The 22,604-nt window shown below is 59.0% G+C and carries 23 protein-coding genes; 13 read left to right on the top strand and 10 right to left on the bottom strand.

Annotation, left to right across the window (positions count from 1 at the left end; all coding sequences use genetic code 11):
* The first annotated feature begins 69 nt into the window (after positions 1 to 69).
* From AC1DE4_RS27905 to AC1DE4_RS27895, 3 genes are read left to right on the top strand one after another with little or no spacing between them, the layout of a single operon-like run.
* The gene (locus tag AC1DE4_RS27905) at positions 70 to 399 is read left to right on the top strand and encodes a hypothetical protein (RefSeq protein ID WP_477884065.1); all 330 of its coding nucleotides are present in this window, start codon (positions 70 to 72) and stop codon (positions 397 to 399) included.
* Between the two features lie 33 nt (positions 400 to 432).
* A complete protein-coding gene (copM, locus tag AC1DE4_RS27900) occupies positions 433 to 894 on the top strand; it encodes a CopM family metallochaperone (RefSeq protein WP_477884063.1) in 462 nt (153 codons plus the stop codon).
* 9 nt (positions 895 to 903) lie between these two features.
* A complete protein-coding gene (locus AC1DE4_RS27895) occupies positions 904 to 1,236 on the top strand; it encodes a four-helix bundle copper-binding protein (RefSeq protein ID WP_477884061.1) in 333 nt (110 codons plus the stop codon).
* A 34-nt stretch (positions 1,237 to 1,270) separates the two neighbouring features.
* Here AC1DE4_RS27895 and AC1DE4_RS27890 read toward each other — a convergent pair whose 3' ends face one another.
* From AC1DE4_RS27890 to AC1DE4_RS27875, 4 genes are all read right to left on the bottom strand, one after another.
* On the bottom strand, positions 1,271 to 1,774 hold the full coding sequence (locus AC1DE4_RS27890; RefSeq protein WP_477884086.1) for an SRPBCC family protein: 504 nt from the start codon (positions 1,772 to 1,774) through the stop codon (positions 1,271 to 1,273).
* Positions 1,774 to 1,962, bottom strand: a complete 189-nt coding sequence (locus AC1DE4_RS27885) for a DUF2933 domain-containing protein (RefSeq protein ID WP_477884059.1) — start codon at positions 1,960 to 1,962, stop codon at positions 1,774 to 1,776. The genes AC1DE4_RS27890 and AC1DE4_RS27885 overlap by 1 nt, the downstream gene beginning before the upstream one ends.
* The gene (locus AC1DE4_RS27880; RefSeq protein WP_477884084.1) at positions 1,959 to 4,049 is read right to left on the bottom strand and encodes a copper-transporting P-type ATPase; all 2,091 of its coding nucleotides are present in this window, start codon (positions 4,047 to 4,049) and stop codon (positions 1,959 to 1,961) included. The genes AC1DE4_RS27885 and AC1DE4_RS27880 overlap by 4 nt, the downstream gene beginning before the upstream one ends.
* 120 nt (positions 4,050 to 4,169) lie before the next feature.
* Entirely contained in the window at positions 4,170 to 4,484 is a 315-nt protein-coding gene (locus tag AC1DE4_RS27875; protein WP_477884057.1) for a hypothetical protein, read from the bottom strand.
* 162 nt (positions 4,485 to 4,646) lie between these two features.
* On the opposite strand from AC1DE4_RS27875, the gene AC1DE4_RS27870 reads away from it, so the two are divergent.
* Positions 4,647 to 5,177: a cytochrome c gene (locus AC1DE4_RS27870; protein ID WP_477884055.1), complete on the top strand. Its 531-nt coding sequence runs from the start codon at positions 4,647 to 4,649 to the stop codon at positions 5,175 to 5,177.
* Positions 5,178 to 5,180: 3 nt separating this feature from the next.
* On the opposite strand, the gene cueR is transcribed toward AC1DE4_RS27870, so the two are convergent.
* Both cueR and AC1DE4_RS27860 read right to left on the bottom strand, forming a co-directional pair.
* Complete coding sequence (gene cueR, locus AC1DE4_RS27865; protein WP_477884053.1) at positions 5,181 to 5,648, bottom strand: Cu(I)-responsive transcriptional regulator; 468 nt, start codon at positions 5,646 to 5,648, stop codon at positions 5,181 to 5,183.
* 54 nt (positions 5,649 to 5,702) lie between these two features.
* Positions 5,703 to 8,180 carry a heavy metal translocating P-type ATPase gene (locus AC1DE4_RS27860; RefSeq protein ID WP_477884051.1) on the bottom strand — a complete coding sequence of 826 codons (2,478 nt, stop codon included), beginning with the start codon at positions 8,178 to 8,180 and terminating at the stop codon, positions 5,703 to 5,705.
* A 567-nt stretch (positions 8,181 to 8,747) separates the two neighbouring features.
* Here AC1DE4_RS27860 and AC1DE4_RS27855 point away from each other — a divergent pair.
* Positions 8,748 to 10,211 carry a multicopper oxidase family protein gene (locus tag AC1DE4_RS27855; RefSeq protein ID WP_477884049.1) on the top strand — a complete coding sequence of 488 codons (1,464 nt, stop codon included), beginning with the start codon at positions 8,748 to 8,750 and terminating at the stop codon, positions 10,209 to 10,211.
* A gap of 79 nt (positions 10,212 to 10,290) precedes the next feature.
* On the opposite strand, the gene AC1DE4_RS27850 is transcribed toward AC1DE4_RS27855, so the two are convergent.
* Positions 10,291 to 10,494 (bottom strand): heavy-metal-associated domain-containing protein, encoded by a 204-nt coding sequence (locus AC1DE4_RS27850; RefSeq protein WP_477884047.1) that lies wholly within the window; start codon positions 10,492 to 10,494, stop codon positions 10,291 to 10,293.
* 144 nt (positions 10,495 to 10,638) lie between these two features.
* Here AC1DE4_RS27850 and AC1DE4_RS27845 point away from each other — a divergent pair, with 144 nt between their 5' ends.
* From AC1DE4_RS27845 to AC1DE4_RS27830, 4 genes are all read left to right on the top strand, one after another.
* Positions 10,639 to 11,091 (top strand): DUF411 domain-containing protein, encoded by a 453-nt coding sequence (locus AC1DE4_RS27845; RefSeq protein WP_477884082.1) that lies wholly within the window; start codon positions 10,639 to 10,641, stop codon positions 11,089 to 11,091.
* A 193-nt stretch (positions 11,092 to 11,284) separates the two neighbouring features.
* A complete protein-coding gene (locus AC1DE4_RS27840) occupies positions 11,285 to 11,476 on the top strand; it encodes a chromate resistance protein ChrB domain-containing protein (protein WP_477884045.1) in 192 nt (63 codons plus the stop codon).
* Between the two features lie 15 nt (positions 11,477 to 11,491).
* Positions 11,492 to 12,907: a chromate efflux transporter gene (gene chrA / locus AC1DE4_RS27835; RefSeq protein ID WP_477884043.1), complete on the top strand. Its 1,416-nt coding sequence runs from the start codon at positions 11,492 to 11,494 to the stop codon at positions 12,905 to 12,907.
* A 12-nt stretch (positions 12,908 to 12,919) separates the two neighbouring features.
* The gene (locus AC1DE4_RS27830) at positions 12,920 to 14,125 is read left to right on the top strand and encodes an MFS transporter (protein WP_477884041.1); all 1,206 of its coding nucleotides are present in this window, start codon (positions 12,920 to 12,922) and stop codon (positions 14,123 to 14,125) included.
* 488 nt (positions 14,126 to 14,613) lie between these two features.
* On the opposite strand, the gene AC1DE4_RS27825 is transcribed toward AC1DE4_RS27830, so the two are convergent.
* Complete coding sequence (locus tag AC1DE4_RS27825) at positions 14,614 to 14,946, bottom strand: GYD domain-containing protein (RefSeq protein WP_477884080.1); 333 nt, start codon at positions 14,944 to 14,946, stop codon at positions 14,614 to 14,616.
* Positions 14,947 to 15,746: 800 nt separating this feature from the next.
* Here AC1DE4_RS27825 and AC1DE4_RS27820 point away from each other — a divergent pair.
* The 3 genes from AC1DE4_RS27820 to AC1DE4_RS27810 are packed head-to-tail and all read left to right on the top strand — an operon-like array spanning position 15,747 to position 19,916.
* Positions 15,747 to 18,248, top strand: coding sequence for a GAF domain-containing protein (locus tag AC1DE4_RS27820; RefSeq protein ID WP_477884039.1), 2,502 nt, complete (start codon positions 15,747 to 15,749; stop codon positions 18,246 to 18,248).
* Between the two features lie 22 nt (positions 18,249 to 18,270).
* The gene (locus AC1DE4_RS27815; RefSeq protein WP_477884037.1) at positions 18,271 to 18,660 is read left to right on the top strand and encodes a response regulator; all 390 of its coding nucleotides are present in this window, start codon (positions 18,271 to 18,273) and stop codon (positions 18,658 to 18,660) included.
* On the top strand, positions 18,657 to 19,916 hold the full coding sequence (locus AC1DE4_RS27810; RefSeq protein ID WP_477884035.1) for an adenylate/guanylate cyclase domain-containing protein: 1,260 nt from the start codon (positions 18,657 to 18,659) through the stop codon (positions 19,914 to 19,916). The genes AC1DE4_RS27815 and AC1DE4_RS27810 overlap by 4 nt, the downstream gene beginning before the upstream one ends.
* 422 nt (positions 19,917 to 20,338) lie before the next feature.
* Here AC1DE4_RS27810 and AC1DE4_RS27805 read toward each other — a convergent pair whose 3' ends face one another.
* The gene (locus tag AC1DE4_RS27805) at positions 20,339 to 20,584 is read right to left on the bottom strand and encodes a helix-turn-helix domain-containing protein (protein WP_025662523.1); all 246 of its coding nucleotides are present in this window, start codon (positions 20,582 to 20,584) and stop codon (positions 20,339 to 20,341) included.
* Between the two features lie 418 nt (positions 20,585 to 21,002).
* Positions 21,003 to 22,121, bottom strand: a complete 1,119-nt coding sequence (locus AC1DE4_RS27800) for an IS110 family RNA-guided transposase (protein WP_477884033.1) — start codon at positions 22,119 to 22,121, stop codon at positions 21,003 to 21,005.
* Between the two features lie 72 nt (positions 22,122 to 22,193).
* On the opposite strand from AC1DE4_RS27800, the gene AC1DE4_RS27795 reads away from it, so the two are divergent.
* A partial coding sequence (locus tag AC1DE4_RS27795; RefSeq protein ID WP_477884031.1) for a LysR family transcriptional regulator occupies positions 22,194 to 22,604 on the top strand: 411 nt, incomplete at its 3' end.

The following is a 22,604-nucleotide window of genomic DNA, read 5'->3' as shown; positions in this document are numbered from 1 at the left end:
TCCCAGCCCATATCGCCATCAGGAACAAAATTCTGCTTTCGCTATCTGGATGCGAAAGGGAAATTCACAGTGAGCCGCATTAGTAGCAAAATCGCCCATGTCATAATGGCCCTGGCATTGAGCTTGATGGTGATAGCGGCGATGGCTCCGTCGGTGAACGCTGGCTTGCTGGGCGGGCAGTGCGTGCATGCCTACTCAGGCTCACATGATGAAAAGCCGGATACGATACATGTAGGCGCGTGCTGCACCGACATGCATTGCTGTCCGCTTATGCCGAGCGTCGTGCTCTCCGGTGCGTCGCTGCGGTTGGGAGACATCGTTTTCCCGGGACACGCGGCAGCAAGCCCGCTCCTGTTGATCAGGCCAATCGATCCGCCGCCGAAAGGCGTCGCGGTCTGACGTTTCGATCAACCCAATCCTTGGAGATTTCCGATGAAAACGAAATACCTTTTGACGGCTTTCGCCGCGTCCTGCCTGTCACTGGCAGCCCTTCCTGCTGTTGCCCAGGAAATGACCTATCCCGAAAAATGCAAGGGGATGGACATGGCCAACATGGGCACGTCGTCCGGCGGCGGGACGAAGATGGACATGTCCTCGGGCGGCGACATGAAGATGGATATGGCCATGGACAAAATGGGCGACTATCAGAAGGCCGTGATGGACGGCATGAAGTCGATGCACGACGACATGATGACGGGGATGATGCAGAAAGACCCCGATGTGGCTTTCGTTTGCGGGATGATCGCCCACCACATGGGTGCGATCAACATGTCCGAGGCCGAGCTGAAGTACGGTGATAACAAGGCGGCGAAGGACATGGCGAAGAAGGTCATTGCCGCGCAAAAGAAAGAGATCGCGTACATGACCAAGTGGGTCGAGAAGGAAGCCAAGTAGGAGCATGTCATGCACCACCAATCGGAAGAGATGAAGCGTTGCATCGAAACCTGCCTGGATTGCTACCAGGAGTGCCTATCGATGGCGATGACCCACTGTTTGGTAATGGGTGGCGAACATACGAAGCCAGACCATTTCCGTCTCATGATGGCATGCGCGGAAATGTGCCGCACGTCGGCGCATTTCATGTTGCTCGCCACACCGCATCACAAGCATACCTGCCGTGAGTGCGCCGAAATCTGCCGGGAATGCGCTGCCGACTGTGAGCGCATCGGCGACATGGAAAGCTGCGTTGATGCCTGCCGCCGCTGCGCGGAAAGCTGTGAGAAGATGGCCGCCTGAGGCCGTCAGGAGGGCCGGGTGACCGGCCTTCCATTCAGGTTCTTTTCGGAGGCTGGGGGAAGTGATTCCCCGCCTCTGACGTCATTTTTAATACGCACCACCGCGCATATGCCTTTGCGGGAACGCCCCCTAGCCAGCTGCCCACCGGGCTGAGGGAATACGAGTATTGGATTTTCACGATTACCCGGGAGCCTTCTGAGATCGGCCTGATGACGAAGTCCATGTGATAGGAGTCGATGACCAGCAACTTCGGACGGCCGAGCGTTTGCCACGACTTCCGCCACGGTGGATGCCACTCGGTGATGATCTCCTCGACAAACAGCTCCATGCCGAGAACCTTGCCGCGCATCTTTACGATGGAGCCGACAGCTTGTCCTTTCCCAGGATCGACGTCGTATTGCATGGTGGCCCCCAGCATCATCAGCGAGGGCTTCTGCATGTGGGCTCCGACAACGGTTGGATCATCGAGGAACGCGAAGACCTGCTGCGGCGGAGCCAGCAGGTCGATGGTGCTTGTCGCGGAGTCCTCGTAAGTCATCACGCGCCGTCCTTGTGGTCGTGACCTCCATGACCACCGTGTCCATGGAAGAGGTGCATCAGGGGACATGCCAAAAGAAGGAGGTATGGGGCGACGCCAAGGGCGTGCGCCCAATGCTCCCGTAGCACGAAGAACACGGCGATGATGCCAAGTGATGCCGCCATCAAAATCCAGGTGCGCGAATTCATAGTCCGATACTCCTAAGTCTGAGGGAATTGCCGACAACGCTCACGGACGACAGGGCCATGGCGGCGGCGGCGATGACGGGGGAGAGCAGTATTCCGAAGACGGGATAGAGAGCGCCCGCAGCTATCGGCACGCCAGCGGCGTTGTAGATGAAGGCGAAGAACAGGTTCTGCCGGATGTTGCGCATCGTCGCCCGGCTAAGCTGCCTTGCCCTGACGATGCCTCGTAGATCGCCCTTCAGCAGGGTTACGCCCGCACTTTCGATGGCGACGTCCGTTCCTGTTCCCATGGCAATTCCGACGTCGGCCGCTGCAAGTGCCGGTGCATCATTGACGCCGTCCCCAGCCATGGCAACGATGCGGCCTTCGCTCCTCAATCGCGAGACGATCTTGCTCTTGTCCTCCGGAAGAACTTCCGCCTCCACCTTGACGATGCCGAGCTTGCGGGCTACCGCAGCTGCCGTCGTCTTGTTGTCACCGGTCAGCATGACAACTTCGACACCTTCGTCCATCAGCGCCTTAACGGCCTGCGGTGTCGTGGTCTTGATCGGGTCGGCGATGGCAAAGAGACCGGCCAGCGAGCCATCGATTGCCAGGAAGATGACGGTTGCGCCTTCGTCTCGGAGTTCCTCCGCTTGATCGGTCATTGGCAGGACGTCGACGTTAGCGTCGGCCATGATCCTGTGGCTTCCAAGGATGAGCTTCTTCCCGGCAACAGTGCCCGTCACGCCTTTGCCAACGGGACTGTCAAAGTCTTGCGCGTCTTGGAGAGGGAGATTCTGCTCTTGAGCAGCGACGACGATGGCATGGGCAAGCGGATGCTCGCTCGACCGCTCCAGGCTGGCAGCCAACTGCAGGACGTCATCAGCCGCCATGCCATCGCGGGGAATGATGGCTGTCACTTTCGGACGGCCCTCGGTGAGCGTGCCGGTCTTGTCAACCACGAGAGTGTTGATCTTTTCAATCCGTTCCAATGCCTCGGCGTTCTTGATCAGGACCCCGAGCCTTGCGCCGCGACCGACGCCGACCATGATCGACATCGGTGTCGCCAGCCCCAAGGCGCATGGGCACGCAATGATCAGGACAGCGACGGCGGCGACCAACCCATGGGCAAATCGTGGCTCCGGACCGATCAACAACCATGCGACAAAGGCGATGATCGCAATGACGATGACGACAGGCACGAACCAGCCCGACACCTGGTCGGCCAAGCGCTGGATCGGCGCACGAGAGCGCTGCGCCTCGGCGACCATCCGCACGATCTGGGACAGCATCGTGTCACGGCCGACCTTTCCGGCCTCCATGACGAAACCGCCGGTCTGGTTCATGGTGCCGCCGATCAGCTTCGACCCCGTTTCCTTTGTGACAGGCATGGACTCGCCCGTGATCATGGACTCGTCGACCGAGCTTCTGCCTTCGAGGAGGATGCCATCGACCGGTACTTTCTCGCCGGGCCGAACCCGAAGCCAGTCCCCGACCACGATGACATCGAGGCCGACATCTTCGTCGGAACCATCCGGTTTCACGCGTCGCGCCATCTTCGGAGCAAGATCGAGCAGGGCCCGGATCGCTCCGCCCGTCTGCTCGCGAGCCCGAAGCTCAAGGACCTGGCCCAACAATACGAGGACCGTGATGACTGCGGCGGCTTCAAAGTAGACCGCCACCGCACCGTCGTTCGAGCGTACTGTTTCGGGGAAGATTTCCGGGAACACGGTCGCGACCGCACTGTAAATCCAGGCGACCCCGGTTCCCATCGCGATCAGGGTAAACATGTTGAGGTGACGGCTGACCAGGGACTGCCATCCCCGTTGAAAGAACGGCCAGCCAGCCCAAAGCACGACCGGGGTGGCCAGAACCATCTGTACCCAGTTCGACGTCTGAGCGCCGAGAAGCGTGTGCAAATTCGTGAGGTGGCCGCCCATCTCCAGCGCCAGGACTGGCAGAGAAAGCACCAGGCCGATCCAGAACCGCCGTTGCATATCGATCAGCTCGGCGCTGGGCCCGGTCTCTGCTGTCACGACTTCGGGTTCAAGGGTCATGCCGCAGATCGGACAGTTCCCTGGGCCGGGTTGTCGTATCTGGGGATGCATGGGACAGGTATAGATCACCGGCTCGCCGGTTACATGGTCGTGATGATGTACCGTTGTCACGAGACACTCCGTGTGTTCCGTTGCCAGTTCGCGCGGCCGAACATGGCCACGCTCGTTCGATCAAGCAGCGGTACGGGGTGGTCCCAGCGACGGCGGGAACATGACGCCGGTCAGGTGGCCGACGGGTTCCCGATAGGCAACCTCGATGAAACTCGGAATGTGATGGATTTCTGTCGCAACAGCTTCTGCGACGAACACCAGACACTGCAGGGCGCAGCATTGGCCAGGGACACTATGCGGTTTTGAATCGTCGCAATCCTCGTGACCAATCTGGCCGGCCGAAACGTGCGTGTGGGGAACAACGGAGAGGTCGGCTGTGAAGCCCGGCATCACAGGGGAAAGGAAGAGCAGGACTGCGATGAAAACCGCGACCATAACTTTCCGTCCTTGAACCTCGTCGCTAAATCGAACTGGGCTGAATCTTGCCAATGTCTGTAGATAGCTGAGACGCAAAGTAAGACATTGATCTTGATCAAATTCAAGTCGATGCCGGGCCTTGCCCGGTTCGTGCATCAATCCTGTTAGCGAAGGGATGCCATGAGGTCCGGTATTCTCGGTTCATTGATTTTTGTGGCTGTCGCGTCTGCTGCGGTTTGCGCGGATGACATCGTGACCGTCCGCCAGGCGGATATGAAGGCAATCGCGGCTGCCACCAAGTCCATCGCTGGAATGTTCAAGATGCCTTCAACCTATTCTTCGCCCGAGTTCAAATGGGCAGCCGAGCTTATTCGGGACAAGGCGGGTCAAACGCTGATCGACCATTTCGCGTCGGAAGTTGCATCTCCGGCCTCGAAGGCGAAGCCAAATATCATCGAGGAACGCGACCGTTTCGACCGTCTGGCAAATGACCTCAAGTCCTATGCGGCGGCGCTGGCTGTCGCCGCCGAGAAGAATCCGTCGGCGATGACCGACAGCATGCGGATGAAGCCCGGCGAGCCGATGGGCGGCGGGCCGCTTGGCACGCATGTCCAGAGCGAGGCCGAGCTTTCGTCTATTCCTGCCGAGCATGCCTTCCACCTGATGCTACAGACGTGCACGACCTGTCACGTCAGGTTCCGCATGGAATAGCAGTCACCCTCGCACCGGCTGCTCGGGCCTGATACCGTTCACGCCGAACCGGGCGTTCATGGCTGGCACATCCTCTTCGTCGCTTGCGTTGGCGAATTCCTCGATAATCGGGCAGTCGGGTCGTTCATCACCGTGGCAGTGGTTGGCGAGATGCTTCAGGGTCTCCGTCATCGCATGGATGGCGGCGGCCTTCCGCTCCAGTTCTGCAATATGCTCCATAGCGATTGTCTTGACGTCCGCGCTTGCGCGAGAGCGGTCCCGCCAAAGAGCGAGCAACGTCTTCATCTGCTCCACGGAAAACCCGAGATCGCGGGCGCGGCGGATGAAACGCAGCGTGTGGATATCGTTGTCGGCGTAGGTTCGGTAGCTCGATTCCGTTCGGTGAGCGGGCGTGATCAGCTTGATCTGTTCGTAGTAGCGGATCATCTTTGCCGAAACGCCGCTCGCCTTGGCAGCCTGTCCGATATTCATGGTCGATCTCCTTGGATACAGGCGGCCGTTCCGGGCCAGCCCGCTTCGTATGGGTTATGGGTTTACAGAGCGAAGGCGTAGCGCGTTTCCGAGTACGAAGACGCTGGACATCGCCATGGCGGCTGCTGCGAATATCGGCGACATTAGCGTGCCGTTTACCGGGTACAGCACGCCTGCGGCCACCGGGATCAGGCTGACATTGTAAGCAAAGGCCCAAAACAGGTTCTGCTTGATGTTCCGGATCGTCGCCTTGCTGAGGGCGATGGCCTTCGGAACGCCGTTCAGGTCGCCGGACATCAGCACGACGTCCGCACTTTCGATGGCAATGTCTGTTCCCGTGCCGACAGCAAGGCCGACATCCGCTTCGGTCAAAGCCGGAGCGTCATTGATGCCGTCGCCGATGAAGGCCACCTTACGGCCGCCAGCCCGCAGACACTTCACGGCCTCAACCTTGCCGTCCGGAAGGACTTCGGCCACGACCTCGTCTATGCCCAATTGGCGAGCGATTGCGTCGGCGGTCCGTTTGTTGTCTCCAGTGATCATCGCGACCTTCAGACCGAGCGCGTGAAGCGCGGCCACGGCTGCCGGGGTTGTTTCCTTTACAGGATCAGAGACCGCGATGATCGCCGCGAGATCACCGTCGATGGCCGCATAAAGGGGCGACTTCCCCTGATCGCCAAGAGCGGCCGCTTTGTCACGGAATTGGCCGAGGTCGATACCCGCTTTCTCCAAAGCGCGGTCAGCACCGACCAGGACTTTTCGGCCGTTGACCGAGCCTTCAATCCCCAAACCGGGGTTCGCCAAGAACTCGGTGACGGGAAGAACATGAATGCCCCGTTCCCAAGCCGCTGCGGCCAATGCCTTGGCAATCGGATGCTCTGACAGGGTCTCGACGCTGGCGACCAGTTGCAGGACCTCGACTTCGGGATATCCGTCCCGGACCTCAATATCGGTCAGTTCAGGGCGGCCCTTCGTCAGGGTGCCGGTCTTGTCGAGAGCGACGACATCGGCTTCGCGAAGGCGCTGCAAAGCTTCACCCTTTCGAAACAGGATGCCGAGTTCAGCCGCACGGCCTGTTCCGACCATGATCGAGGTCGGCGTGGCCAGACCCATGGCGCATGGGCAGGCAATAATGAGCACGGCGACCGCGTTGACGAGCGCGAAGCTCAATGCAGGAGAGGGGCCTAGCAGGTACCAGCCGACGAAGGTAAGCGCCGCAGTGAGGATCACCGCCGGGACGAACCAGCCGGTGACCTTGTCGACCAGGGCCTGGATTGGCAGCTTCGATCCTTGTGCGGCCTCGACCATCTTGATGATCTGCGCCAGCAGAGTGTCGCTGCCGACCTTGGTCGCCTTGAAGATGAAAGTGCCGTTCGTGTTGATCGTCCCCCCGACGACTTGGCTTTCGGCTGCTTTTTCAACGGGGATCGGTTCACCCGTGATCATCGATTCATCCACAAACGAGCTTCCGGTGACGACGATGCCATCGACCGGCACCTTTTCGCCCGGGCGGATACGAAGGAGGTCGCCGACGATAACGTCTTCGATCTGCGTTTCGATGAATTCGTCGTTACGCGATACGAACGCGGTCTTCGCCTGCAGGCCGATCAGCCGCTTGATTGCTTGGCTCGTCTGTCCCTTGGCGCGGGCTTCCAGGAAGCGCCCCAGCAGGATTAGCGTCACGATAATAGCGGCTGCCTCGTAATAGACGTTAGCAGTGCCGGACGGCAGCACGCCCGGTGCGAACGTGGCCACGACGGAGTAGAGCCAGGCCGCCGTGGTTCCGAGCACGACCAGCGAATTCATGTCAGGTGTCCAGCGGATCAGGTTTGGCACGCCCTTCTGGAAAAAGCGCAGGCCCGGTCCGAACAGAACGATGGTTGCCAGGACGAACTGGAGGTAGAGATTGTTCTCCATACCGACGGTGTCCATGATCAGTTCATGAACGCCCGGGATGAAGTGAGACCCCATTTCCAGCAAGAAGAGCGGCAAAGTAAGCGTTGCCGAGACCGCTAGCAGGACCTTGAGCTTGGAGATTTCGGCAGTTCGGTGGTCTTTTGTTTCGGAGGCCTGCGCCGTGTGCAGGCCGCGGACATCGTATCCGGCATTCCTTACAGCAGCTTCAAGCGCTGGCGTCTGGACAGCACCCGCTGCCACACGGACAGTCGCCCGCTCAGTTGCCAGGTTCACCGAGGCGTCAATGACGCCGGGGACCGCTTTGAGCGCCTTCTCGACGCGGGCCACACAGGAGGCACATGTCATTCCTTCGACACCGAACTCCTGTGTGTCGACCTTGGCCTGATAGCCCGCGTCCTCAATGGCCCGTAAGACGGAGCCTGGATCAACAACGTCCTTGAAGATCACGCTGGCGCGTTCAGTGGCGAGATTGACCGAGGCATGGTCCACGCCGGGGAGTGACTTGATCGCTTTCTCCACGCGGACGACGCAAGATGCGCACGACATACCCTCGATTTCGAACTCGGTCGGTATCGGGCGGGCTTGGCTTTTTTCGAATTGGGTCAGCGCAGTCATGGGGGATTCCTCATTTCACTGCACAGATAAGTAATCCTTCCCATGATGGGAAGGTCAAGGGACTTCTTTCATCTGTTTGATGTGGATCAACGCCGCGTCACGCCATCGTGTTTACTGTTGCAATCAATCCATAATATGCTGGATGGCATGGCAGGGAACTTGGATCGAAAATTGATGCGTCTTGCCACGATGGTCATTGTGGCCTTTGGCTTGGTGTTCGCGCCATTTGCGGCCGCCCACGCTGCTCACTGTGCTGACAGCTCAGCTTCCTTTCATATTGTGGTGCAGGATCACTCTGCTGCAATAACGGACAATGCCCACCGGCATTCTGAATCGTCGCATCCAGCCGCCGGAAACTGTTGCGTTTCGACTTGCTCGATATGTGCGACACCTTTCTACTCTGGAGGTTCGGAGTTCCTGCAGGTGTCTCATCTGATGGTCTATGGGATACAGGTCTCTCCGTTGACAGGCCACTCGGTGCCGCCCGGGCTCGATCCGCCTCGTATTGGTGTCTGACGTTTCTTCGCTGGCGCATTGCGCCCAGACTCTCGAAACCGGACAACGAATATGTACAGACGCGAATTTCTCACCCGCACAATGGCTGCGGCCGCCGCCTATGCCTTCGTCAATTCTGTCGCGACCCGGGCAGGTGCCGAGACCAATCCTGTGGCCGGAACAACCCAGAAGCTGAACATCGCCAAGAGAACCATCGAGGTGAATGGAAAGCCTGCGAGCGTGCTCGGCCTAACTCGGCCGGACGGCTCGCCGGGGCTGATACTCGATGCCGACGCGGCTTTCGATGTCCAGCTGTCCAGCCAGATCGACGCCCCAACACTGATCCACTGGCATGGGTTGACGCCGCCATGGGACCAGGACGGCGTACCGGACAATCCCGCTGCCCTGATCAAACCAGGGGAAAGCCGACACTACAACTTCCCCCTTGCATACGGTGGTACCCACTGGATGCACGCCCACACACTGCAGGAGCAGAGCCTTCTTGCCGCGCCCCTGATCATCCATAGCGCGGAGGATAATAAGCGTGACGAGCAGGAGGTCGTGGTTCTGCTGCACGACTTCTCGTTCAAATCCCCAGAGGAGTTGCTTGCCGAGCTGAAAGGCAAAGGTGGAGGCATGGACATGTCCGGCCACGACATGGGGTCCATGATGAACATGTCCGGCGGTTCCATGAAGATGGACATGGGTAACATGCCGATGGGCCACGGAATGGCGATGGGAGGGATGGACATCAACGACATCGAATACGATGCCTACCTTGCCAATGACCGCACGCTTGATGATCCAGAGGTCTTCCAGGTCGAGAAAGGCGGGCGCGTTCGCATCCGGCTGATCAATGGCGCGACGGCTACTGGCTTCACCATCGACACTGGAGGATTGGACGCAACACTGGTTGCCGTCGATGGCCACGAGATCGAGCCGGTTCATGGGCGACAGTTCCCGGCCACGATGGGCCAACGCCTGGATATCGTTGTGGCGGTTCCGAAGGAGGGTGGCAGTTTCCCCGTTCTTGCGCTTCGTGAGGGTGCACCTCAACGGACAGGCTTTGTCCTCGCCACACCCGGCGAGGACGTCACAAGGATTGCGACAAGTGGTGATGCAAACGGTCCATTACTTGGACTCGACCTCGAACAAGGTCTCCGGCCACTAACACCCTTGGCAAAACGTCGGATCGACAAGTCCTACGAGGTCACGCTTTCTGGAGACATGACGAAGTACGCGTGGAGCATCCAGGGCGACGCTCTTGATGTCACTTCGGGGGACCGCGTCGAAATCGGGATCAGGAACATGTCGATGATGTCTCATCCGATGCATCTACATGGCCACAAGTTCCAGGTCGTCGGGGTCAACAGACGGCGAGTGACCGGAGCTGTCCGCGATACAGTCTTGTTGCCGATGATGTCTAAGGTGACGATTGCGTTCGACGCCGATAACCCCGGCCATTGGCCATTCCATTGTCATCACCTGTACCATATGGCGAGCGGGATGATGACATATGTCGGGTACGAGGCCTGACGGCGGGTGCGCCCTTACACTCCGGGGCGCATCCGCTGTTTTCTTGTCAAGGAGGGCGTTGTTACGCGGCCTGAGAGGACTAGAGCGACGTGAAGGTGTTCGGGTAACCCGCGTTCTCGATAGCCGCCGCAATAGTGGCAGGGTCGAGAGCCGTTTCCACCTTAACCGTCCGGGTCGGGAGGTCGACCTTGGCCTGAGCGGTGGGATCGGCGGCTTTGATTGCTTTTTCCACCGTGCCCGCACAGTGGCCGCAGGTCATGTTCTGGATGTTGAATTCGTACATCGAAGGTCTCCAATTCAAGTGACCTGTAACATGTGGCGCTTCCCATGGTTGGAAGGTCAAGGGGCCACACCGCATTCGTGGCCGAGAGATACACACAGGGAGTCGCTGGCACCCGATTTATGGATGATGGAAAAGGAAAAAGAGATGAAACGCAGAGCTTTTATGTGTCTCGCCGCGACCGGTGCAGTTGCCGCTTTGACTGGCCCCGCGCGTGCTTCACAGATCCAGATGGACCTTTACAAGGACCCAAGTTGCGGCTGCTGTGAGGCCTGGGGTCGAGCCATGGCCGACGCTGATTTCAACGTAGTCGTTCGCAATGAGGATTTCACTGCAGTGAAAGCAAGGCTCGGCATCCCCGAAAATATGCAAGGTTGCCATACGGCCGTTGTTGGCGACTATTTCTTCGAAGGGCACGTTCCACTGCAGGCTGTCCAAAAGATCATGAACGAACGGCAGCAGATTGCCGGTCTTGCGGTACCTGGCATGCCAGCCGGATCGCTGGGGATGGGGGATGATCCCAATGCCTCCTACGCGGTCTACAGCCTCAGCAAACCGGACATGAAGCCTACATTGTTCATGCGCATGGGGAAGGCTTAGCGGCTCACAACTGCATGCCAACCGATAAGGATCATCGCAGCGCCGAAAACAGCGCTGCGATGAGGGTTATCTGGCGGTCCGCCTTGACTTTCAATCGGCGACGCACAGACATGTTCGAAGGCGAAATCACCCACGAAGGAGACAGCTGCAGTTTCGAGGTCCTCCTCACAAGGGCGGGCTCGCCGAACCTGCCTTGCAGGCCATCGCCGAGATCGTGCACGACATCGACTTGAAGGATGCGAAGTTCGGGCGCGAGGAGGCGACCGGAATCGCCAGCCTGATCGCCGGAATCTGCGCCGCCAATCCCCAGGACGACGAGCGGATTGCGCAGGGCAGGCCGGTCTTCGACAACCTCTATCAGTATTTCCGCGCCACGCGCGGGTAGCAGGGACAGCAGCAAATGCACGATACGGAAACATTCCGCCACCGCGAAACGAAGCCAGCCGACGTGTCGTCCCACGGCATCTCGTTTGGAGAGGCGGTCAAGGTCTGGGCCCGTGTGGCGGCCCTCAGCTTCGGCGGCCCCGCCGGGCAGATCGCCGTCATGCATCGGATCATTGTCGAGGAGAAACGCTGGATCGGAGAGACGCGGTTCCTTCATGCGTTGAACTACTGCACCTTACTTCCAGGCCCCGAGGCGCAGCAGCTCGCGATCTACATCGGCTGGCTGTTGCACAAGACCAAGGGCGGGCTGGTGGCCGAAACTCTGTTCGTCCTGCCGGGTGCCGTAGCGATCATGGCGCTGAGCTGGATATATGCCATCTTCGGCAATGTGGGTTTCGTCCAGGCGCTCTTTTTCGGGCTGAAGGCCGCTGTCCTGGCAATCGTTTTGGAGGCGGTTCTCAGGATCGGACGCCGCGCACTCAAGAACAAGGCAATGGTCGGCCTTGCCGCGGGCGCGTTCGTCGCGCTCGCGCTATTCCACGCTCCGTTCCCGCTGGTCGTCTTCGCCGCGGGCCTGATCGGATACATCGGCGGCCGGCTGGGCTGGGAAGAATTCCTTGCTGGCGGCGGACACGGCAAGATCGGGGGAAAGCAGGTCGCTGACATCGATAGCGCCATCGGCGAGGAAATACCGGACCATGTGCGGCCAAACGCATATTGGTGGTTCAAGGTGGCCGCGGTCGGGCTACTGCTCTGGGGCGGTCCGGTTCTGGCGCTCCTGCTGGTTTTGGGACAGGACAGCGTGTTCACCGACATAGCGGTCTTTTTCTCCAAGATGGCTATGGTCACCTTCGGAGGCGCCTATGCTGTCCTTTCCTACGTCGCCCAGCAGGCGGTCGAACACTATCACTGGCTGAAGCCTGGCGAGATGCTCGACGGCCTCGGAATGGCCGAGACCACACCCGGCCCGTTGATCGTGGTCACGCAGTTCGTCGGCTTCATGGGCGCGTATCGCATGCCGGGATCGCTGAACCCCTTGCTGGCAGGTACGGTGGGCGGGCTGCTCACGACATGGGTAATGTTCGTTCCTTGCTTCCTCTGGATTTTCCTTGGCGCGCCCTTCATGGAGACGATGCGCAGCAACAAGGCGCTCGCCGCAGCCTTGGCGGCCATTACCGCGGCGGTCGTCGGGGTGATCCTGAACCTCGCCGTGTGGTTTGCGTTACACGTGCTGTTCGGAACACTTTACGAAGCACGCGGGTTTGGCATGACGGCGGATGTTCCCGTGTTTAGCTCGGTCAACATCCCCTCGCTGGTGCTCACGACGGCGGCTGTTATCGCTGTGTTCCGCTTCAAGGTTGGCATGCTGACGGTCCTAGCGGCTTGCTCGGTCCTCGGCATCCTGTACGGGACGATCTTCGGACTGGTTTAGCGCGTGAAAGCGATGATCTCAGCTGCGTTCAAACCGACTAACTGCGTTTTCGCATCAAGGGCCTTGCGCGACTTCGCGGATGCCTTTGTCGCGATCCTGCTGCCTGTCTACCTGCTCGGTCTTGGATTTTCCCCGTTTCAGGTGGGCGTTGTCGCAACGGCCTCACTGTTCGGTTCCGCATTGCTTACGATCGGCGTCGGCCTCATCGGTGCGCGTCTTGACCTTCGCGCGCTCCTTCTGGTGGCGGCCGTGTGGATGGTGGCGACAGGCGTCGCGATGTCCTCCGCCAGCGATTACCTGCCGCTACTCGCTATCGCCTTCGTCGGCACGATGAACCCGTCCGCAGGTAGCGTCAGCGTCTTCGTACCGTTGGAGCACGCAGTTCTTGCGCGCGAGACGCCGGATCGTCAGCGCACGAGCATGTTCGCTCACTACAGTCTCGTTGGAGCGTTCGCGGGTGCTCTCGGAGGCCTCGCTGCCGCAACGCCGGACTTGATGACGAAGCTTGGCCTCGATCAATTGACGGCGATCAAGCTGATGTTTGTTCTCTATGCCTTCCTCGGGCTTCTCGGCGGCCTGTTCTACTCCCGTATTCCGCCGCGCCCACCGAGCCACGAACTCGATAAGCCGGCACCTCTCGGCCCGTCGCGCGCGATTGTCGTCAAGCTTGCCGCGCTGTTCAGCCTCGATGCGTTCGCGGGGGGATTCGCCGTCCAGTCGCTGCTGGCTCTGTGGCTCTTTGAGCGTTTCGAGCTTTCGCTTTCGCAGGCGGGCGTATTCTTCTTCTGGACGGGTATCCTTTCTGCATTCTCTTTTCCGGTGGCAGCGCGGCTGTCAAAGCGCATAGGCCTCGTCAACACCATGGTCTTCACCCACATCCCATCCTGCATTGCGCTCGCCCTCGCGGCCCTCGCGCCGAGCTTGCCCTTGGCTCTTGGCTTTCTGCTGGTTCGGGCTGCGCTCTCGCAGATGGACGTGCCAACGCGTTCGTCTTACGTGATGGCTGTGGTGACGGACGCGGAGCGCGCGGCGGCGGCCAGTTTTACGTCCGTGCCGCGCAGCCTTGCGGCGGCGGCCAGTCCCGCGCTCGCTGGCGCTCTATTCGCCGCGTCCTATCGGGCTTGGCCGTTCCTCATCTGCGCGGCGCTCAAGATCGTCTATGACTTGCTACTGCTGCGCCAGTTTCGGCACGTGAAGCCTCCGGAGGAGATGCGATAGCGCGGACACATCGGGTCGCATTGGTTTCGCATGAAGCGGTTGGCAGATGAAGTTCATAACTGGCCGGCTGGCCCTGTAGGCGTGGAACGCGGGACGCGTTCCTTGCCGCCAATGGAGCCTCATGTTGCGTCTACACGCGATGAGCCGGGCTGTGTGTTCTTCGACAAAGAGAATGCCAATGAACCGCGCCTTCATGGTTACAGCGGTCGCTGCACTCTTTAACCATACGACCCTTGAGCCACTCCGGCGGCTCCAGTCTCATCGAAGGCAAAGCAATCCATTCCAAAGGTAGTGAGTAAGCAGAAGGCCGAGGCTACCGCGCCGACGACCAATCTATTTCTCACTCCTCGAATGATGGATCGCAAGCGGCCAATGAATCCAGTCTGTGACCAACGCTTTAAACCCGGAGCGCCTTCCCGCTGTCACTGCTGACGCTCTGGCAGCGGTTCGAACCTCCGCTGCCAGAGATGTTTCAACCAGTGGTCTGCTTATTTTGCCGGGGGCTTGTAGGAAGATGCGATTGTACCCGCCTTCTCTTGCGCAGCCTTGAATTCCGAGCCCGTGTAGGCTCGCACGGTTTTGACATTCGATACGGCTCCCGATGCGCCGATGACGAGCAGTGCCGGGACCAAGTCAGCACCGTCGTCGAATTCAGTGATTGCCATCCAGTCATTTTCGCCGGTCGTGACGTAGAAAGAATGCAGTTTCCCGCCCGCTGCTTCCATGATGCCGCGGGCCGCCTTTTCTCGGTCCGATGGACTGTCAATCATTCCCTTCGCTGACGTGGTTGTATAACACCCTGTGGTTATGAACAGTGGCATAGGACATCCTCCCTCAACAACTGGGCAGATCAGGTGACCTGCCATGCTCACTATCTCAAAAAACTTGGCGTTAGACGAGCGTTGGGTTGGGCTGCAGAGAGATTGGTCGCGCACAATTCGGCAGCGCGCAGTGAGCATGATCGCCACCGCGGCGAGCCTCGAAATGACGACACCAGCCGTCGCGTCCGAAGGTGTTGCACGCTAAGGCTTTGGACCGCTTAGCAGGGGACGCCCCGGCATAGCGGGTGTCTCTTTCGGGTCGACAGCGGGTTCGCTTACGATCTTCATTGCCGGCTCTTCTTGTTGCCTCACTCAGCGGCGGTGACAGGTAGCTTCCATAGTTCGTGGAACGCGAAACTGCGGGCCACAAGTTTATCGCGAAAATAGCCTAGATGCGCGATCGCCACTGCAAGTCGATGGGGCATCGTTTGGGGCCTTGCTTTCCTTCGCGGCAACAACCGGTGGCGCTCGGAGTCGAAGGCGTGTTTTGGTTGAATGATCGCAATTTTCGGCTCTGGCATGCTGGCGGCCGTCGATAAACAGACAGCCTGCTACATTGAACCCGCTAGACTAATAGCAGACCGCCACAGGCGGAGATCACGGCGACAGGGCGGACACTTCCCCGCGCAGGACGAAGCACGTCAACGCCAAAAGCAGACGTCACGAAGTCGGTAGGGAAGTTCGCTCAGGAACCTCGTCACAATTGGTTAGATGGAGTATTCTCGCCTTCTTGCAGGCACCATGGGGATTGGATGTCGGGCGCAAGCCGTATTGGAAAACGGTGTACGCTCGGCAGGATCATGGGGGACAGCGAATTGGAGGGGTGCAACAAGGAGGAAACAGGCGACATCGCTAGGCAGCGGGTCGAAGTGTTGAAGCGCGAGCTTGCCGAGGCGCTCGAACAACAGACCGCAACAAGCGAGATACTTCGCGCTATCTCGACTTCGCCGACCGATGTACAGCCGGTGTTCGACACGATCGCGCAGCGCGCCGCCCGACTTTGCGGCGCTCAATATTGCCACGTGTTTCGCTATGATGGCGAATTGTTGCATTTCGTGGCGCATAACGGGCTGGAACCCGAAGCAACTGTGCCTCCAGCCCCGCCGCATCGAGGCAGTACTGCGGGGCGTTCGATCCTCAGCCGATCGGTGGAGCAGATAGAGGACTGGCGCGTCGATCCCGAATACACGGCCCATATCGTCATGGGCGCTCAATCCTCGAACTATAGAAGCCTGGTGGCTGTACCGATCATGCGCGAGGATGCCCCGATCGGAACCATTGTCGTCGCACGGCCCGATCCTGGGTTGTTTCCTGATCGCCAGATCGCACTTCTCAAGACCTTCGCCGACCAGGCAGGGATAGCCATCGAGAATGCTCGGCTGTTTACGGATTTGGAAGAGCGGAACCTAGAGCTGAAAGAATCACTGCAACAGCAAACGGTAACGGCGGATGTTCTCAAGGTCATCAGTCGGTCTGCTTTTGACCTCCAGACCGTCCTTGATACCCTTGTCGAATCCGCCGAGCGGCTGTGCGAGGCTCACGACGCGGCGATACTCCTGAAACAGGGAGACATGCTCCACCTGCAAGCACACCATGGTCCAATTCCAATCGACTTCCCTGGCTGGCCGGTATCACGGGGCTGGGCGACCGGGCGAGCCGTGGTTGATCGAAGCCCCGTCCATGTGCCTGACCTCGCAGCCGCGCCCGACGACTTTCCCGACGGATACAACATGGCGGTACGGATGGGCCACCGGACAACTCTGGCCGTTCCGTTGCTGCGGCAGGGTGAAGCAATTGGTGGCCTTGTCATTCGCCGGACCGAGGTCAGGCCGTTTACCAAAAAGCAGATCGAGCTTATCCAGACGTTTGCCGACCAGGCCGTCATTGCGATCGAGAACGTGCGGTTGTTCGACGAAGTGAAGGCTCGAACGGCAGAGCTCTCTGAGGCGCTGGCGCAACAGACCGCGACGGCTGACGTTTTGAAGGTCATCAGCCGCTCCGCATTCGATCTGCAGGCAGTACTCGACACTCTGGTAGCGTCAGCTGCACGTCTTTGCGAGGCAGATATTGCTACGTTGACCCGACCGATGGGAGACGCCCACTACCCTGTCGCGGGTTTTGGATTTTCGAAGGAATTCGACCACTATTTTCGAGCCCTCCCGCTGGAACCGGGGCGCGGAAGCATCGTTGGTCGAACCCTCTCCGAGGTCCGACCGGTCCAGGTTGCCGATGTGCTTGATGATCTGGAGTACGCAATGCCCGAGGCCCAAAGGCTTGGCGGGTTTCGCACCGTCCTTGGGGTACCGCTCTTGCGGGAAGGAAGCCCGATCGGAGTGCTCGCATTGACCCGCTCAACCGTACGGCCCTTCACCGACAAGCAGATCGAGTTGGCATCGACCTTCGCCGACCAGGCCGTTATCGCCATCGAAAACGTGCGTCTCTTCAAGGAAGTGCAGGCGAGAACGGAGGAACTGTCGTGCTCGCTCGAGGAACTCAAAACCGCGCAGGACAGATTGATCCAGACGGAGAAGCTCGCCTCGCTCGGACAACTTACCGCTGGCATCGCGCACGAGATTAAGAACCCGCTGAACTTCGTCAACAATTTCTCGGCGCTGTCGGTCGAGTTGCTCGACGAGCTTCGGCAGCTGTTCGACAGCACTGTAGCCGATGACGCGACGCGCACTGAGATCGACGAGCGCACAGCGATGCTCAAGGGCAATCTCGAAAAGATCATCCAGCACGGCAAGCGGGCCGATTCAATCGTCAAGAACATGCTCTTGCATTCACGTCAGGGTGCAAGCGAGCACCGGCCAGCCGATATCAACACAATTGTCGAGGAGAGCCTCGGTCTCGCCTATCATGGGGCTCGAGCCGAAAAGCAGGGTTTCAACATCACACTGGAGAAATCGCTCGATCCCACAGCCGGGGATGTTGATCTTTATCCGCAGGAGATTACGCGTGTGCTTCTCAATCTGATCTCCAACGGCTTCTATGCGACTAGCAAACGCGCCGCTTCAGAGCGCCGGGACAGCTATGAGCCGACGCTTGCCGCGATGACCAAAAACCTCGGCGACAGCGTCGAGATCACTATCCGCGACAATGGCCTTGGCATTCCGGCGGAGCTGCACGAGCGGATTTTCGAGCCTTTTTTCACGACCAAGCCTGCTGGCGAGGGGACGGGCCTCGGCCTTTCGCTCAGCCACGATATCATCGTCAAGCAACATGCCGGTTCGATCGAAATGGAGACGGAGCCTGGTCAATATACCGAGTTTCGCATCCGGTTGCCGCGATTGCGGCAGTGATTGCAATACCGGAGGGCAAATCATGAGCCTCCTTATACTGGTGGTCGATGACGAACCTGACATCGAATTGCTTTTCAAGCAGCAATTCCGCCATGACCTGCGCGCAGGTCGCTTTTTGATGGAGTTTACTCGTTCGGCGGCTTCAGCACTCGAACGGATCGCAAATGCGGCCGACGTGACGCTCATTCTCATATTGTCCGATGTCAACATGCCGGGGATGAGCGGGCTCGAATTGCTGCCCAAGGCGAGGAACTTGCGGCCTGACGTGCCGGTAATCATGATCACCGCCTATGGCGATCCGGAGACGAAGCGAAGGGCCATCGAAGACGGCGCAGAAGCGCTGTTGACCAAACCGATCGACTTTGCCGTATTGCGAGAGGAAATCGACATGCGAATTGGGCGGGCCGCATGAGTACAAGCATACTCGTTGTGGATGACGAGCCGGACCTGGAGATGCTTCTCGTCCAGAAGTTCCGGAAGGAAATTCTCGGCGGCACGCTGCGTTTCCTGTTTGCCCGCGACGGCATCGATGCGTTGGCCATGCTTGCGGCCAACAACGACGTGGATATCGTTCTAAGCGACATCAACATGCCGCGTATGGATGGTCTTTCGCTGCTGGCGAAGCTTCAGCAGATGGACGAGGATTTGTCCACGATAATTGTTTCCGCCTACAGCGATATGGCCAATATCCGGATCGCGATGAACCGCGGCGCATATGATTTCGTAACGAAGCCGATCGATTTTCCCGACTTAGAGGCAACGATCGTCAAGACGATCCACCACATCGAGGCGTTGCGTGAGTCGCAGCGCAGGCAATCGGCGGCTGAGGCGGCGCGTGCATCGCTTTCGCGTTATTTTTCGCCGAATCTCGCTGAACGCCTGGCCAGCAGCGCCGATGCTCTTGATCTTGGTGGAAGGCGCAGGGATGTTGCGTCGCTCTTTACCGATCTGACGGGGTTCACCACGCTGGTGGAAACGATCGAGCCGAACGTGCTCGGGCAACTCCTCAACGATTACATCGTTGGCATGACCGACATAGTGTTCGCCCATGACGGTACGGTCGCCAAAATCATTGGCGACGCAATCCATGTGCTGTTCGGCGCACCTGTCGAACAACCGAACCATGCCAGTCGCGCGATCTCCTGCTCATTCGCTCTTGACGCCTTCGCACGGTCCTTCCGTGAACACTGGTGCAGGAAGGGAATAACCCTTGGCCACACTCGGATCGGCGCGCATTGCGGCACGGCCGTGGTCGGCAACTTCGGTGGAGGAAAGTTCTTCGAATACAGCGCCTATGGTGACACCATCAACGTTGCCGCACGCTTGGAAGCGGCCAACAAGGCGCTTGGCACGCGTATCTGCGTGAGTGCCAGCCTCGCAGCGAACATGCAGGGGTTCTGCGGCCGCCCTGTGGGCGATCTCCTGCTCAGGGGCAGGGTGGAGCCGATCCGCGCTTTCGAGCCGCTTGAGGCCCAAAGTTATGCCACCGGCGCAACGCAGGCGTATATGGTGGCCTTCGAAGAATTGGAGACCGGCAATCCTCGTGCCGTAGCTTCATTCGCTGCCCTGGTTGCTCGCAACCCCGAGGACCCGCTTGCTGCCTTTCACCTGAAGCGGCTGATGAACGGCGAATTCAGCACGACCGTCAACCTCAAAAATGTCCACTAATCGTCGAGCCCTTCAGCCCGATCTTATGCCTTCAATGGTGACTGACGGGGAAAGGGTCATCAACTTGGCGAGATAGCAACGCGCCTCTGCCAGTCGACCAAGATGAGCATGCGCAGCGGCCATCATCCAGTACGTGGGATCGAAATTTGGAATGGATGCCAGCGCTCGCGCAGCATACGAGAGAGCCAATTCATACTGTCCGAGAGCGATATGCGTATGGGCAGTTCCGCATAGGGGTATGTGAGCCAGTAGGTCACGTGGCGAGAGCTTGGTTGCTCGTCCAAAAAGCTCAAGCGCATGATGCAGTTCGCCGCAGTGGAGATGCGCAACACCGGACGCGGTCATAACTGTCACGTTGTTCGGATAGGGACTCGAACCCCAACCAAGCGGTTATGAGCCGGTGGGTCATCTTCGAAATCCGCTCAAGGCGATGGAACTTTCTCGATAGTTTTCAAAACCTCGACAGCATCGAATCTGAGAAGTTCGGATAGCTCCAAGAATTCAACAAGATCAACTCTGCGCTGGCCGCTCTCCAACCGAGCGACAAACGACTGATATTCACCGAGCTTAGCGGCGAGCTCGACTTGCGTAAGGCCGGCAGCCTCACGCTTCGCGATCAGTAGCTCGATTAAGATCTTATGTCTTTCACTGCCTAAGGTCTTTGCCACGTGACGCCCACCTATGAAGAGATGGGGTCTTCCGTTATATCTGATTTTCAGTTATCTTAAATTCAGATATTTCGTGCGAGGCTGTGAAACCCATGGAACTCTTATGTTCATTTGCAAGAGCAGCTCTCACGAGCTCTCCATCCGGGCCAGTGCTGGTCGGTTGTAAGATCCTGAGCGAATGCGCAAGGTAGGAGACAGGGCGTTGAGACGACGGTTTGCAAACTCTTATACGCGGGTTGGATACCGCATTTCCGTGTGTACGCCTGGGGCTGCTTCTATCTACGCTCGGGCATCGACCATGTCGGCCACCAGTTCCATTCGAAGATTCCCCGACCGGGCCCTGTCTCCTACCTTAGGCATTCGCAGATGATTGACCTCGTCTTCTCCTGCTAACCTCGTGCCAAATTTGCGTGCGAAGTTACGCCTGAACAGCTGGCAGCACCTCTTGGCCGATGGCCCAGAGGAAGGCCCCCATTTCCCTTGCGATCGCGGTGATTGTGACGGCCTTGTGCTTTCCAGCGGCAATCATTGCGCGGTAACGGGCGCAAAGCCGAACCTGTCCTTTCCATGCAATTTCACCAACCGCTCTCGGCAAGCCTGTTAATTGCCTTTGCTTGGTCCGGCTTACCCGCGCCGGGAATCGGTAAGTCCAAGCGCCTTCGATAAGAACGCGGCGTGCACGGCCGTTTCCCGCCTTGGTGATTCCGCCACGTTTGACGTGCTCGCCCGTCGAACTCTCTGAGGGAACGAGTCCGAGAAATGACATCAGCTGGCGGGGACTTTCGAAGCGGCGGATGTCGCCGATTTCGACGACGAAGACAATGGCGGCCATGACCGACACACCGCGCAACGCTTGGTATGCGTGAACGACAGGCTCCATCGTCCAGGATTTGACAGTCTCTGTAATCAAATCCGTTAACCGCCGCAGGCGCACTTCGGCATCCTCGATTGCTTGGCAGTATTCCTTGAGCACGATGAAGTGGGCTGGATGCTCGAACTTTAGTGTCGACATCCAGCGCATATGGGCCTGCGACCAAACTGTGCGCCCCGGATAAATGCGCCCATGACGGAGCAGGAACGATTGTAGCTGTTGACGTGCCCGCTTTTGCGCCTCTTGTGCTGCGTCTCGAGCGCGGACCAGATCGCGCATTGCCTCATGCCCGCGGTCAGGCACCCAGACCGCTGTCAACTCACCCGCACGATGCAGCCTTGCCAAGCTGACCGCATCGCGCCGGTTGGTCTTTACGCGATCTCCGGGACGCTTAGGAATTAGTGCCGGCGCCACGACAACACAGTCATGACCCATCTCGGTGATCTGACGGTAAAGCTCGTAACCTGTAGGCCCTGCCTCGTAGCAAAAGTGGAGTTTAGCTCTTCGTTTGGCCAGCCTTCTTACAATGGATGACACCGAGGCCGGATCCGAGGGTATGTCCCCGAAAAATCTTACCTCGCCACCACGCTCACCGTCCGCGACGGCTACAGAAATCTTCAGTTTCGAAACGTCCAGACCGACGAAAAGTCTGTTATCCTGATCCATAGCTCATCCTCCCTAAGCTTGGGGCTCGGCTTCGGCCATTCCGAAGCAACCCCCGACTAGCTTACGGTGAGGGTGAGCCGCCTTCATCTGAGAACATACGGTCTACGCCAACTCTCCTATTTCAAAGCGGTGGCCGAGGAACTGCACTTCGGCCGGGCGGCAGCCAGGATGCACATTGCCCAGCCGGCCTTGAGCAATCATGTGATGTCGCTGGAAAGGGAGCTTGGCTGTCCGCTGTTCATCCGCTCGACGAGACGGGTGGAACTGACCAGGGCAGGGGAAACCTTTTACGATCGCTGTGTGCGGATCTTAAGCGACATCGACCTGACCACCGAACTGACGCGGGCAGCCGGCGGCAGTCGCATCCGCCAGATCAGGATCGGCAGCATCTACCCGGCCACCATGGGCATGCTGCCGACCTTCCTTGCCAAGATCGCCCGCAAGTATCCCGATGTCCGCATCCATACGATGTCCGCATCCATA

The sequence above is a fragment of the Rhizobium sp. 10N414 genome, from assembly GCF_056394785.1.
This window is presented reverse-complemented; position numbering and strand designations above follow the sequence as displayed.